Raw genomic sequence first — 13000 nt, 5'->3', positions numbered from 1 at the left:
TAGCAACGAATTCTTGCCGTGCGCCAGACGGGGTCACTCATTTCGACTATGGTCGTGTCGGTGCCACACTCGGCGCATCGAGCAAGTGCTCACGCCGGCATGGTCGGTTAAATTCGAGCCGCCATCTGAGGTTCGAGGGAAAAGCACAGCATCGAACGATGAGGCACGTTCCTGCCGGCCCATACAAGTTAGACCGAAGATGCTCGCTCGTCGCTCTAAGCTTCGCACGGCCGAGACGATACAGTGACGTGGGCACGGATCCTGCGGCTAGGTCGTGTGGACTCTTGGTATTCCGTTAAGCCGCCAATGCCTGAAAGGACGCATAACTAATCGATTGAGTACACTCATCTTGGCGGGAGGCCAAGATGGCCAAGATAGTCGACGCCGGCCGGAAAGGACGTCGCCAAGTGCTGATGCCGTCGGCGACGTCGCGAAGGTCTGCTGGCGGCGCGAGTATGTCCGCTCCGCGGGCTGGGCTATGGAATGCTTACCCGGTGGGCGCGTTGCCGTGCGATTGTCCAGGCCTAAGGCCTGCGTCCATCGACGGTTTGATACGAACGGACCCCTCTTGTCGAAATTCGGCTGTTTTGGGCATACCCAGCATGGTGAAAGTTGTGGTCCGGGAGGTATTGCTAGGCAAGAGGCCGGCCCTCCTTAGTATGTTGATCTGGGCATCCGAGGCCGTATGGGGAAAGAAGACCCAGTGGTCGGCTATGAGACGCTCGTTTTCGGGAATGAAATTTGTGAGTTCCAACAGCGCAGCCCCGGCGGACGAGGACGGCCCGGCTTGCGAAGGTCCGGCCTGAGACGGTCCAGCTTGCGATGGTCCAGCCTGCGATGGCCCGGCTTCCACATTCTGCCAAATCAAATCAGGATCAAACTCTGGGAGTTCCGCGATCGCGTGAGCAATCGGCTGCTGCGAGCCGGGCTGCGGAGAGCTTTCTCTGGCGGCCACCAAGGAGGGCGCAGCCGGCGCATATAGATCATCGTCCCAATCCAACAGTGATGAAAAGGGATGCCCCGACTCCAAATATTGCGAATAGGGATGCCCGGCATCCAGATATGGCGAATAGGCTTCGCCCTGCTGCACGGGAGACCCCGCAGCAGGTGGCGGAGCACTATCTTCGAACTCGCGCAGCTGGTGCTCAAAGCTCGCTGGGCCCGCGGGCGGCGATGGTGAATCGGGCTGCGGGCTTGTGTTCGTTGGGCTGATTGAGTTGAAATCCATCCTGTTCCTCCTTTGAAAGATTGGCTCGAGCCATAGTTCGACGAGGGCCATTTGCATTGCGACCTCCAGAGAACCGTTTCGAAGGCTCGTGTGGAGTGCAGCCTCCGAGCTGCCGGCAGAGCATCGGGTGCCCGACGTGCATCTCCATAACGATGGATAGGCGCATCGCCGTCTAGACATCCGCTCTCTCATGCTAAGAGCGTGAGCTTTCGAGAAGCTGACGAGCGTCAAAAGGATTCGCAATGAGCCAATGGAGACGGCATTGACCTCCGCCGAAAGCTGCCGCGCATTTTCAATTCATCTCTGGCTTGGCGCAGGATCGCGCACGATGCTGTCCTGACGCGGCGCGTCGGAAGAATAGGGAGCTTCCGGTCGTCCATCGCGAACGACCGTGGTTGAGGAGCCACGAAATAACTTCAGGACCGATTCCCGCGGCCGCTTTTCGACGGCAGCGTGCGGCCGCGTCTGCGCCTCCGCTACAAGGCCGTTGAGCGTTTGCTCCAAGAGCGCGATGAAACGTGGTGGACCAGAAACCAGGACGAGGCCATCTCCTGGTGCCGGTCTCACAAGATAGCGCTCGTCGGAAATGTTGAGTGCATCGAGGGCTGCTTTGAATGCATCGAAGCTGATCGGCTTCAACACAAGCAGACGACTTTGCGCTTCATTTGCAGCAGATACATACAGCACGAGCCCATCGTAGTACCATTGAAGATTATAGAGATTGGTCAAACGATCGAGGAACTCGCGCGGTGGCAGATCTGGCATGCGCCCGCGAATCCGACCCTTCACCTCGGCGCTTACGTTTACTCTGATATTGAGGTTGTTGCCGAATTCCAGCAGTGCGGCAGACAGGTCCTGATCCAGAACCGTGTAGCTATAAGGTGCCGAAGGCAGCGAGAGCGGAGCCGCAAACGCCGTGAGTGCGGTGCAAAGGAAAACTCCTGCGCCCGCAACTCGGTTCAAAACGTTCAGGATCGTGCGTCGGCTTAGCATTCCCAAGTCCCTTCGGCCTGAGAACAAGTATTAAGGGTTCACCTAAATTGGAAGCCAAACGTGATCTTTAAAATGGCCTTAATGGCTCGCGTGTTCGTCAGCTTGCGGTCAGCTCGCCTCGTTACGGTATTGACCATCAATTCTTAACAACGGCGACTCTCATCGCCGCCAAACCAATGACACCTTCGATCATGCTAGGCGCTACGCCGATCTCTCTGAACCCTGCCGACGGTCTATCCGGGCTCTGCCAGCCGGCAGCCATCGGCCAGCAGAGCCAGTTTCAGCAGACCCTTTTGCATGTCGCTTCGACATCAGACGCTGCCTCCTCAGTCACGGATAGGGCAGCGTCCGTTCCTGCTGTGTCAGAGGTTCAGCGTGCAACAGTGCAGGCTAGCCCGCCTGGCGAGCGCGTGCTCCAGGCTCTCTCTTCGATGTATCGGGGCAACCCCGTTCCTTCTGTAACGAGCGGCGGTGTGGCGGCCATTTCGAAGGCCGTTCAACCTGGGCCGGCCGCTCAGCCGCTTTCTCGGTCGCAGCTAGTCGGGATGAACCCCGCGGGCAAGCCGGAAGGGGTGCTCGACTTCGACGCGATGGTTAGGGGTCTGCGGGACGTTTACAAGGGTGTCGTCGAGGTTTCGCTTGTGTCCAAGAGTACCAGTGCCGTCAGCTCATCTTTGAACAAATTACTATCGGCGGGCTGAGTTCGTTGACGTCTGGTTTCATCTATGGACAAAACGGCAATGCCCGCCTGTCCGGTCGGCGGTTGCGTGTTTTTGCCGTGCTATCGCTTCTCCTCCCCTTGATTGGCTGTAAGGCCGATCTCTACACCAAAGTGCAGGAGCGCGAGGCCAATGAGATGCTTGCTCTCCTGCTTAGCAGGGGCGTCGATGCGGTCCGTGTTACTGCCAAGGACGGGACCAGCACGATCCAGGTCGAGCAGAAACAGCTAGCCTATTCGATTGAGCTACTAAATCTCGAAGGGTTGCCACGCCAGCCTTTCAAGAACCTCGGCGAGGTGTTCAAGGGATCGGGCCTGGTTGCCTCGCCGATCGAGGAGCGCGCCCGCTACGTTTATGCCCTGAGCGAAGAATTGTCGCGCACGATTAGCGATATCGACGGCGTCATATCCGCGCGTGTCCACGTTGTTTTGCCGAAAAATGATCTATTGCGCCAGGACACGATGCCGTCCTCAGCGTCGGTGTTCGTTCGACATAACTCCAATGCAAAGCTCTCGCTCCTGCTACCGCAGATTAAGATGCTGGTCGCCAACAGCATCGAGGGCCTATCCTATGACAAGGTGGCGGTGGTCTTTGTGCCGGTTGAGCGGGCTCCGCTTGAGCAGCCGGCCCCGCCAGCTGCGTCCGCTCGGTCGACAAAATCCATTTCAGACCCGCTGCTTGCGGCCGCTATCGGGGGAGGTGGCGCTGCCGTTGGCCTTCTGTGCTACATATTCCTGGGCTCTCTTATGCGTCAGCGCGCCCAGCCGTCGCGCGCGCGATCCAGATTTGGTATCCGTTCGAACACGCCGGCTATCCTGCCTCCCAGTAAAAAGATCGCTTCCGACAAGGCATAGGAGTGAGCAAATGCCCATGCCGCTGCCATCCGCCGGTTCTCATACGTGGTCCGAATCGCCCTCTGAAGGTCTGCGCGAGCTTGCTGCTTCTACCCATCTGACCCGATTTGCTGCACGCCTTGACGGCCGGCTGTCGGCTTCGACCTTGGTGCGGTTACAGAAGAACTCGAGGCTGCAGGTAAGACTTGCTGAAATGCTGCTTGGTAATAAAATGGACTCCAACGGCCGTAACTGGGGAGACGATCTTCTGCTCGGCCATGATCCGAATAGGGCTGCTTTGCTTGCCGGCAGTATCTGGCATGCTCGCTCGCTCCTAAAGCTCGTCTCAAAGCAGCATCTCGCGATTCTGCTCGACCGTATCGGGGCAGAAGCGCACGCTTTCGGTATCCGGAACTTGGCCAGCGCGGTCGCAATCACCGCTACCGCTGATCCGGAGCAGCTTTCGCAGCAGATTGAACACGATGGCTATGCCTGCTTAGGTGCTTGGCTCGACGAAGCCTCGGCACTTGATCGCACGCGCGTGTTGTTACGCTTGCCCATGGGCACTGCTGCCGAGAATCCAGCGGCCGAACACCGCAATGCCGCGGGCCCAGTGCTTTCCTTGGTGATAGCCCATTTGTTGAGGGAGACGCCACGGCATGACAGCTGATGACCCAGCGCTGCCGGTGGCCCCCGAGATACGGCCGCTCGGGCCTCTCATATCGGCTGCCGAGATGGGAATCTGGTGCGATGCCGTAGAAGCGCGCGCGGCTGCCGAGCGGCATCTGCAACGCGTTCGCGGCTGGGGATTAACAGCTTATAAGCGGGAGCGAGCGCGCGGCCGTGAGGACGGCTTCAAGAGCGGCGCCGAAGAAATGTCTCGGCTGATCGCACAGGCTACTTCCGCACTTGCGCAGCGAAAAGCCATTCTGGAGCAGGAGTTGCCGCAGCTCGTCATGGAGATCGTGAGCGATCTGCTGGGCGCGTTTGATCCAGGCGAGCTGCTGGTGAGGACCGTTCGTCACGCGATCGAGCAAAAATATGGTAGCGCGGAAATTTGCCTTCATGTCTCTCCTCTGAAAGCCGATGCGCTGGCGCGCGAGTTCGCTACGTGCGATGGACAGGAGGGCCGGCCGAAAGTGCGGGTTGATCCGGATCCGGCTCTAACGACAGAGCAGTGCGTGTTGTGGAGCGAATTTGGCAATGTGGACATTGGAGTTGCCGCGCAGCTCCGAGCTCTACGCCTTGGCCTGGGTTTGCCTTCAAAGGAAGACAGACCGTGACCACATCAGCAACCCATGCGGCGGGAGAGAGGAATCTGCACGCCGCGCTATCGTCTCTGAAATCTACAGCAAAGCATATCGACACGCGTGCTGTACGAGGGCGGATCACACGGGCGGTCGGCACCTTGCTCCACGCCGTCTTGCCAGAGGCGCGTATAGGGGAGCTTTGCCTGTTGCAGGATCCTCGCACCGGATGGTCGCTCGAGGCCGAGGTGATCGGCCTATCGCAAGATGGGGTATTGCTCACTCCAATTGGTGATATGGCGGGCTTGTCCAGCCGAGCAGAAGTGGTCGCGACCGGACGAATGCATGAAGTTCCGGTCGGCCCCGATTTGCTTGGCAGGGTGATCGACAGCTTCGGCCGGCCAATCGACGGAAAGGGTCCAATCAACGCCGCTCAAACTCGTCCACTGCGCGGTAAGGCTCCCAACCCAATGACAAGGCGCGGTATCGAGCGATCATTCCCACTCGGCGTCCGTGTCTTGGATGGGCTTCTGACATGCGGCGAGGGGCAGCGGATCGGCATCTACGGAGACCCAGGGTGCGGTAAGTCGACGCTCCTATCGCAGATCGTAAAAGGCGCGGCTGCCGACGCCACCATAGTCGCGTTGATCGGTGAGCGCGGTCGTGAAGTGCGGGAATTCATCGAGCAGCACCTTGGTGAGGCAGCGCTTCGCCGCACCGTGGTTGTTGTTGAGACCTCCGACCGCTCGGCAATGGAGCGAGCGCAATGCGCTTACATGGCGACGGCACTCGCCGAATATTTTCGTGATGAAGGACTTCGTGTCGTCCTGATGATGGACTCATTGACGCGCTTTAGCCGCGCCATGCGCGAAATTGGCCTTGCCGCAGGAGAGCCGCCGACGCGGCGCGGCTTTCCGCCATCGGTTTTTGCGATGCTTCCTGGCCTGTTGGAGCGTGCCGGCATGGGCGAGCGCGGCTCAATCACGGCCTTCTATACTGTGCTTGTCGAAGGCGACGGCTCGGGTGATCCAATCGCCGAAGAATCACGAGGCATCCTTGATGGCCACGTTGTTCTCTCACGCCTTTTGGCTGCACGCGAGCATTTTCCAGCTATTGACGTATTGTCAAGCCGCAGCCGCGTGATGAATGCGGTCGTCTCTGTATCGCATCGAAAGGCGGCTTCCTTCTTCCGTGATCTGCTCTCCCGCTACGCCGAGGCCGAGTTCTTGGTGAAGGTTGGCGAATATAAGCAAGGCAGTGATCCTCTGACAGACCGGGCAATCAACTCGATCGAGGAGTTGCGGAAATTCCTGCGTCAGGGCGGAGACGAGGCGTCAAGCTTTGAGGAGACGGTCACATGGATGTCACGTCTGACCGCGTGAATCGTGTCCATGCCTCGAAATTGCGGCTAGTGAAGGATATGAGACAGCGGAGCGCCCTTCGTGAGGTGTCCAACATGGAGGCCCAGCGCCGCAGTGCGCTTCAAGCGGTGGAACAAGCTGTCCGGGATCTTGCAACGGCCGAAAAAAGCCAAGCGGCGCTCGAAGCGGAGCTTTACCGAGAACTGGCATCTTCTGATTCGCTATCTGTCGAAGAGCTCGATCGTCGCTGTCACATCGTCATTGGACGGCTCAAAGCTGAGATCGCAGGAGCACGCCGAACGCTTGAGGAAGCGCGCGCCGCTCAAGAGCGGGCCGAGACAGCGGTCTTCGAGGCGAGGACTACTTTGACCAAGTGCTCAGCTGCGAGTCACAAATGGCAGCAAATTGAAGGCGACGTTCAGCGCGCGAGTGATGCCCATTCAGAGGCGGAAGCCGAGATAGAGGCCGATGATGAGGTTTTGCTTCGGTATGGCAGTGGTTCGCGTACTCAAGGCTAGCGACTGAACTCTGATGGCTTCTTCTCTTATGCTCGAGAAAGCGGCGCCTTGTCTTGTCGACGGGCCTGCGACTACGGCTCCGGGCGAACAATCGGGATTTAGACCGGCGCTAACCCTGTCCCCTGCCGTCGTCTCCTGGCTCAACGAGATCGCTGCCGCTCGCAAGCCTCTGCAAAGCCGTCTAATTGATAAGCCGCTATCCGTGCGGATGGAACGGCTTGTCTGGGAGCCGGAGCCGTGTGCGGTATCGATGCTCGACTGCGTTTGGGCCATTGGCCATGAAACAATCATCTTATCCTTGGCCCGTCCGGTTGTAGAAGGGCTGATCGCGACGGTGCAAAGTGGGCTTGGCCTACCTGCCGAGCCCACTCGTTCGCTCCTCGTCGAATTTGCACTCGATCCGTTGCTCAATCAACTAGAGGTTCTGACGCAACAGAAGTTGCAGCTGATCTGTTTGAGCGAAGCGACGGCTCGAGGCCCTTATCTGGAGCTCGAAATCACCTACGGCCCATTCAAGGGCAATGCGCGCCTGTTCCTGTTCTCTTCTCTCGATGGTTCAGTTCCACCCGCGTTTCGGGCGTTAGGCGGACTGCTCAGGCAGCTGCCGCGAGAGGATCGCCAGCTTCCCTCAGAATTGCCTGTCATCGTTAAGGGAGAGATCGGCTCGCTCCATGCGACAGTCGCGTTGCTACGGAAAGCAAATGCAGGAGACGCTCTATTGCCGGACGTAATACCCTTCGCCCGTGGCCAAGCCATCCTCAACACGGGAACCTTATGGGCTCCGGCACACGTTGCAGAGGATCGCTTGATCGTACGGGGGGCATTCCGCCTCCAACCACATCCCCTGGAGTGTGCACATATGATGACCCAATCCGAAAAACCCCGGCCGCCCTCTGAAGGTGATCTCGACAACATCGAGATTACTCTTGTTTTCGAATGCGGCCGCTGGACTGTCGCACTCGGAGCCTTGAGGGATATCAGCGAGGGACATGTGTTCGAACTTGGCCGGCCGCTCGACGGACCGGTTGATATCCTTGCTAACGGCCGCCGCATAGGCCGCGGGGACATCGTAAGCATCGGCGCGGAGCTCGGCGTCAGGTTGCGGGGCAGGTTGGCCGTCAATGACTGACATTCAACCGGGAATTCTTGGTCTTCTTGCGCTCACAGCCGGCCTTGGCCTGCTGGCGTTTCTAGTCGTAACAAGCACAGCGTTCATAAAAGTATCCGTCGTGCTCTTCCTCGTTCGCAACGCGCTCGGGACTCAATCTATCCCACCGAACCTCGTTCTATACGGGGCGGCGCTGATCCTGACAGTTTTCATTAGCGCGCCAGTGATTGAACAGACCTATAATCGCCTTTCTGCGCCACAACTCCGCTACCAAGCGGTCGACGATTGGCTGAGCGCCGCAAAGGAGGCGCAGGAGCCGCTGCGCGGGCATCTGAAGAAGTTCACCGCTGACGAGCAGCGCCGTTTCTTCTTGGCTTCAACCGAACAGGTCTGGCCCGAGGACATGCGCGGCAACGTGAGCGCCGATGACCTGGTCATTCTGGTGCCATCTTTCCTAATTTCGGAACTCAAGCGTGGATTCGAAATTGGTTTTCTTCTCTATCTGCCCTTTATCACCATCGATCTGATTGTAACGACCATCTTGATGGCCATGGGTATGTCGATGGTTTCGCCAACGGTGATATCCGTGCCTTTTAAGCTGTTCCTATTCGTCTCAATCGACGGCTGGTCGCGGCTCATGCACGGGCTGGTGCTCAGCTACACAACAGCGGGAGGCTGAGCATGGATGAGGCGAGCATTCTCACTCATATGAGCCGGTCACTTGTGCTCTTCATGATCTGGGTTCTGCCTACGCTTATCGCGGCGGTCGTTGTCGGCTTGGTCGTCGGCATCATCCAAGCGGCAACGCAGCTTCAGGATCAAACGTTGCCACTGACTGTGAAGCTTCTGGTCGTTGTCGCGGTGATCGTTTTGTTCTCTCCAGTGCTCAGCGCCGCGCTGATCAAGGAAGCAGAGCAGGTATTTACTGACTTTCCCGCACTCACAGCAAGTATTAGTCGACGTTAGATGAACGTCCCCTCACTCACCGAAACGCAAACTCTGATCCAGGAGGCGGTCCAACTCGTGCTTGCAGGTGGGCTCGCGGCAGCCCGCGCCCTTGGCATTATGTTGGTCCTTCCCGTATTTACGCTGCCGCGCATTAGCGGGCTGATCCGCGGCTGCGTGACCTTTGCGATGGGACTGCCATGCCTGTTGCAGATCAGGCACGGCTTGCAGTCGTTGGATCAGGGCTCACGACTGATCAGTGTCACGCTGCTCGGTTTGAAGGAGGTGTTCGTCGGTCTGCTCATCGGCTTTTTGCTCAGTATTCCGTTATGGAGCATCCAGGCCGTGGGTGAGATCATCGATACCCAACGGGGGATTACGAACCCTGTTGCTTCCGATGATCCAACCACGCGTGGCCAGGCTTCGGCGACGGCGGTTTTACTCGCTACCACTGCGATTGCGATTTTCGTTCTAGCCGGGGGATTGGAGAATATGATTAGGGGCCTTTATGGCAGCTATTTGATCTGGCCTGTGTATCGGCTGATGCCTAGCTTGACCGTGCAAGGCGCGATGGCATTTCTGGGGCTTCTCGGTCACATCATGTATACGGCGCTACTGGTCTCTGGCCCGGTGTTGGCATTCCTGCTGCTACTTGATGTGTCGGTCATGATACTCGGGCGGTTTGCGCCGCAACTCAAACTGAACGATGTCTCTCCCACCATGAAGAACCTGGCGTATGGGATAATCATGGTAAGTTACGCCACCTTCCTCGTCGAATATATGGGATCGGAAATCAGTCAGTCCAACACCGTGCTCGAGTTGTTCGAGAAGCTCCTTAAATGAGTGGCTCGAGCGAAGAGAAGAAGCTCCCTCCCACTCCCAAGAAACTAAAAGATGCGCGCAAGAAAGGGCAGAGTCCGCGCAGCGCCGATTTGGTCAGCGCAGTCAGCGTTTGCGCCGGTTTCGGCTGCCTCTGGTTAAGAGCGGGCCTCATTGAGGCCAAGTGGCACGAAACGGTACGGCTAATCGACAAACTGCAGGGGCAGCCTTTCACGAGCGCGGTCCAGCAGGCGCTTGGCGGGTTGATCGAACTGTTTCTTGCGGCCGTTGGTCCATTCCTCGGGGCCGGTGTTGCCGCTGGCATTCTAGCGGGAGTCCTAGCCAATGGTGGATTAAACGTCTCTTTCGAGTCCTTAAAGCCGAAATTCGAAAAATTGGATCCCATGAAGGGGCTCAAGCGGATTGCGTCTAAGAGGTCGCTCATTGAACTCTCGAAATCGCTTCTTAAGCTGTGCGTTCTCGGCGCAAGCTTGCTACTCCCCGTTATCGCGAGTTGGAGGGCGCTGGTATACTTGCCAACCTGCGGTATGGGGTGTCTCAGCTTCGTGTTCACTGAGATCAAATTGCTGACCGAAATTGCTGCCGGTGCTTTTCTGATCGCCGGATTGGCCGATCTTCTTATCCAGCGCTGGTTGTTTTTACAGGATATGCGCATGACGGAGACCGAGGCCAAGCGCGAGTCCAAAGAACAGCAGGGCAATCCGCAGGTCAAACGAGAACACCGTCGCCTTCGACAGGAGACGGCGAACGAGCCTCCGCTTGGCGTGCATCGCGCTACATTGATAGTGACAGGACAAGCGATCTTGATTGGGCTTCGCTACATTCGTGGCGAGACCGGCGTGCCGATCGTAGTTTGCCGTGGTGAGGGCGAACTTGCCTCACGACTGCTTGCTGAGGCGCAGTCGCTGCGCCTCAGCATTGTTCAGGACCGGGCCCTGGCGCGTCAGCTCATCCGGAATGCCATGCTGGGCAACGCCGTTCCTGGGAAGTGCTTTGAAGGGGTTGCGAGAGCACTCTATTCCGCCGGGCTGGTCTAGATATTGCTTATGGCAGCAATGATTGCGCCATCCGGCGCGCACTATCGAGGCGACTGTATATCCCTCGTTGCCGTTGACCCGGCTTCTGGCGAGGACCTGTTGGCAATTCCATCTTCCAAGTCACTCTTGTTGCGCCGTCCCATGGACCCATATGTGGCAACAGGAATGGCGGCACGATCGCCTTTTGTTGCCATGACAGCTCTATTGTCCAGCAGGTCGCCCGGATCGTTGACCATGATTCCCAGATTGTTGCGGATTGAGCAGCCTAGTGTCTGGTCGAACGAATTATCGTTAACCGAGGGACCAATGATCGAAAGGGACGGACAGACGGGAGGACGTGCTTCATAGACAATGGCCTCGATTCGCACCGCGAAGCCGACAGGCCGGTCGATGCGACGGCCGAACAGGCGGACGTTGTAAGGCGCGACGCCCATTGCGCGGGCCTCGCTGGCTGCCTGCGCGGCGAGCCGGGGCGAGCCGGTGATATCGAGATGGAGCGCATCAAACCGACCGCGGCTGGCGCCAGCAATGAAATCCCTCAGCCGATACCGCTCGAGGCCACGAAGGCTCTGCAGCACCAAGACACTGTTCTGCTGCTGCACCATGGTTGCTTGTTCAGCCGCCCCGGTGTTGACCGGAGCAGTGCTTGTGCAGCCGCCTAGGCTCGCCATCAGAACGACCAGATGGGGCAGGGCTCGTAAAGTCATTCGACGATCCTTATTCGATAATAAAGCCGGCGCCGCCTGTCGCGCCTGGTACACTGGTGCGCGGAGCGTCGCGGCCTCGCGGCGGGCTTGCCAACGTGTTCGTCAAGGTGCGCCCCATATCTGAGGGCGGTCCGATGCGGTCGGCGGGGGCGCTCATCCGGTTCGGATTCGATGCTGGCCGGACAATGTAAGGCGTGACAATAATAACGAGCTCCGTCTCCTGCTTTTGAAAGGACGAAGAGCGAAACAGTGCACCGAGAATCGGAAGGTCGCCTAACCAAGGAAAAGTCCTAATATCCGTGCTGAAGTTACGCCTGATTAGCCCGCCTATTGCAAAGCTTTGTCCGCTCCCAAGCTCGATAACGGTCTCCGCACGCCTCGTAGAGAGGGCAGGCACGGCCATACCGTTCACTTTGACCTCGCCTTCTTTCGAAATCTCGCTGACCTCAGGTTTCACGCGGACATTGATTTGGTTGTTGTTAAGAACGGTCGGGACGAAGTCGAGGCTCACTCCAAAGTGACGAAATTGGACCGAAACCTGTCGGTTGTCCTGCATGACCGGAATTGGAAATTCGCCGCCCGCAAGGAAGCTCGCGGACTCACCAGACATTGCGGTGAGATTCGGTTCAGCCAGCACGGAAGCGAGGTGCTCGCTGGCGAGCGCGTCGAGAACAGCGCCGACGTTGATACTACCGGCGCTGAAGCCGATACCTGCCTTGCCGCCGCCGCTAGCCGTGCCGGAACCAGCACCTTTGCCGCTGCTAAAGAAAAAAGTGCCATTCTGGCCCAAAGCGGAGAGGTTGATGCCGAGCTCCTTCATGGCGCTGCGTGAGACCTCCGCTACGCGAACGCTCAGATTGACCTGTAACGAGCCGGCGACCTGAATTTTATTGACGACCAGCGCACCCGGACCGAGAAACTGCTCTGTGACTCTCACGGCAGTGGCGACGATATCGGCATTGGGAGCCGTACCGTTAAGGATCGCGCCGCGGGGGGTATAGCTGACTTGGATCGGATAGTCGCCGACCTGGGCCTTCAGCATGGCGCGCAAATCCTCGATCGGCTGCGTGACGACAACACGCAACTCGGCGAGAGCTTCCCCATTGTCGTTCAAAGCGAACAGGCTGGTCCGTCCGGACTTCTTGCCAAAGACGAAGATGGTCGTATTCGATGGCGCTTGATAATCCGCGATCGTCGGGTCGGCGACAAAGATGCTCGCCGCCGGCCCGGGCAGATGAATTGTCTTGCCGAGCGAGGAGGAAAGGTCCAGCGTCCCGTTGATGCTGCTAGGAGCCGCGCGCGGCGGGCCTCCTCTAGCGTCCCGCGTCGTCTGAGCTGCGGCAGCTAGTGGTGATAGCAAAGCGACCGCGCACAGGAGGTGGGAAAGAGAAGGACAAACGGCAGACCACAGGCCGCTAGCGACGATCGAGCGTCGATCGCTGCCATCCTCATTATCAAGAGCGA

Annotated in this window: 15 protein-coding genes; 11 read left to right on the top strand and 4 right to left on the bottom strand. The window is 58.4% G+C overall.

The annotated features are described in order from the left end of the window. Positions 1 to 487 precede the first annotated feature (487 nt). Positions 488 to 1279, bottom strand: a complete 792-nt coding sequence (locus HCN58_RS30450) for a hypothetical protein (protein ID WP_235984028.1) — start codon at positions 1277 to 1279, stop codon at positions 488 to 490. A gap of 246 nt (positions 1280 to 1525) precedes the next feature. Then, positions 1526 to 2221: a secretin N-terminal domain-containing protein gene (locus tag HCN58_RS30445; protein ID WP_171583050.1), complete on the bottom strand. Its 696-nt coding sequence runs from the start codon at positions 2219 to 2221 to the stop codon at positions 1526 to 1528. 176 nt (positions 2222 to 2397) lie between these two features. On the opposite strand from HCN58_RS30445, the gene HCN58_RS30440 reads away from it, so the two are divergent. From HCN58_RS30440 to HCN58_RS30390, 11 genes are read left to right on the top strand one after another with little or no spacing between them, the layout of a single operon-like run. Further along, a complete protein-coding gene (locus HCN58_RS30440; protein WP_311966904.1) occupies positions 2398 to 2922 on the top strand; it encodes a nodulation protein NolB in 525 nt (174 codons plus the stop codon). Positions 2923 to 2927: 5 nt separating this feature from the next. Continuing rightward, complete coding sequence (sctJ, locus tag HCN58_RS30435) at positions 2928 to 3794, top strand: type III secretion system inner membrane ring lipoprotein SctJ (protein ID WP_376701236.1); 867 nt, start codon at positions 2928 to 2930, stop codon at positions 3792 to 3794. A gap of 10 nt (positions 3795 to 3804) precedes the next feature. Further along, positions 3805 to 4443, top strand: coding sequence for a nodulation protein NolU (locus tag HCN58_RS30430; RefSeq protein WP_171583049.1), 639 nt, complete (start codon positions 3805 to 3807; stop codon positions 4441 to 4443). Next, entirely contained in the window at positions 4433 to 5056 is a 624-nt protein-coding gene (sctL, locus tag HCN58_RS30425; RefSeq protein WP_171583048.1) for a type III secretion system stator protein SctL, read from the top strand. Before HCN58_RS30430 ends, sctL begins: the two co-directional genes overlap by 11 nt. Continuing rightward, positions 5053 to 6402, top strand: coding sequence for a type III secretion system ATPase SctN (gene sctN, locus HCN58_RS30420; protein WP_311966903.1), 1350 nt, complete (start codon positions 5053 to 5055; stop codon positions 6400 to 6402). Before sctL ends, sctN begins: the two co-directional genes overlap by 4 nt. Next, positions 6378 to 6899, top strand: a complete 522-nt coding sequence (locus HCN58_RS30415; RefSeq protein WP_171583047.1) for a YscO family type III secretion system apparatus protein — start codon at positions 6378 to 6380, stop codon at positions 6897 to 6899. Before sctN ends, HCN58_RS30415 begins: the two co-directional genes overlap by 25 nt. A 10-nt stretch (positions 6900 to 6909) precedes the next feature. Further along, positions 6910 to 8028: a type III secretion system cytoplasmic ring protein SctQ gene (gene sctQ / locus HCN58_RS30410; RefSeq protein WP_376701239.1), complete on the top strand. Its 1119-nt coding sequence runs from the start codon at positions 6910 to 6912 to the stop codon at positions 8026 to 8028. Further along, positions 8021 to 8686 carry a type III secretion system export apparatus subunit SctR gene (gene sctR / locus HCN58_RS30405; protein ID WP_171583046.1) on the top strand — a complete coding sequence of 222 codons (666 nt, stop codon included), beginning with the start codon at positions 8021 to 8023 and terminating at the stop codon, positions 8684 to 8686. The genes sctQ and sctR overlap by 8 nt, the downstream gene beginning before the upstream one ends. 2 nt (positions 8687 to 8688) lie before the next feature. Then, entirely contained in the window at positions 8689 to 8973 is a 285-nt protein-coding gene (locus HCN58_RS30400) for a flagellar biosynthetic protein FliQ (RefSeq protein ID WP_171583045.1), read from the top strand. Beyond that, complete coding sequence (gene sctT / locus HCN58_RS30395; protein ID WP_171583044.1) at positions 8974 to 9795, top strand: type III secretion system export apparatus subunit SctT; 822 nt, start codon at positions 8974 to 8976, stop codon at positions 9793 to 9795. It abuts the gene before it with no gap. After that, positions 9792 to 10829 (top strand): EscU/YscU/HrcU family type III secretion system export apparatus switch protein, encoded by a 1038-nt coding sequence (locus HCN58_RS30390; RefSeq protein ID WP_171583043.1) that lies wholly within the window; start codon positions 9792 to 9794, stop codon positions 10827 to 10829. Before sctT ends, HCN58_RS30390 begins: the two co-directional genes overlap by 4 nt. A 41-nt stretch (positions 10830 to 10870) precedes the next feature. Here the strand turns inward: HCN58_RS30390 and HCN58_RS30385 are convergent, their stop codons facing one another. Together HCN58_RS30385 and HCN58_RS30380 are read right to left on the bottom strand one after the other, a co-directional pair. Then, entirely contained in the window at positions 10871 to 11536 is a 666-nt protein-coding gene (locus HCN58_RS30385; RefSeq protein ID WP_171583042.1) for a CpaD family pilus assembly lipoprotein, read from the bottom strand. A gap of 10 nt (positions 11537 to 11546) precedes the next feature. After that, on the bottom strand, positions 11547 to 12962 hold the full coding sequence (locus HCN58_RS30380) for a type II and III secretion system protein family protein (protein ID WP_311966916.1): 1416 nt from the start codon (positions 12960 to 12962) through the stop codon (positions 11547 to 11549). Positions 12963 to 13000 lie beyond the last annotated feature (38 nt).

This window comes from Bradyrhizobium australiense (genome assembly GCF_013114825.1).
GTDB classification, from domain to species: Bacteria; Pseudomonadota; Alphaproteobacteria; order Rhizobiales; family Xanthobacteraceae; genus Bradyrhizobium; species Bradyrhizobium australiense.
Note: the sequence above shows the minus strand (reverse complement) of the source record. Positions and strands in the feature narration are given on the sequence as shown.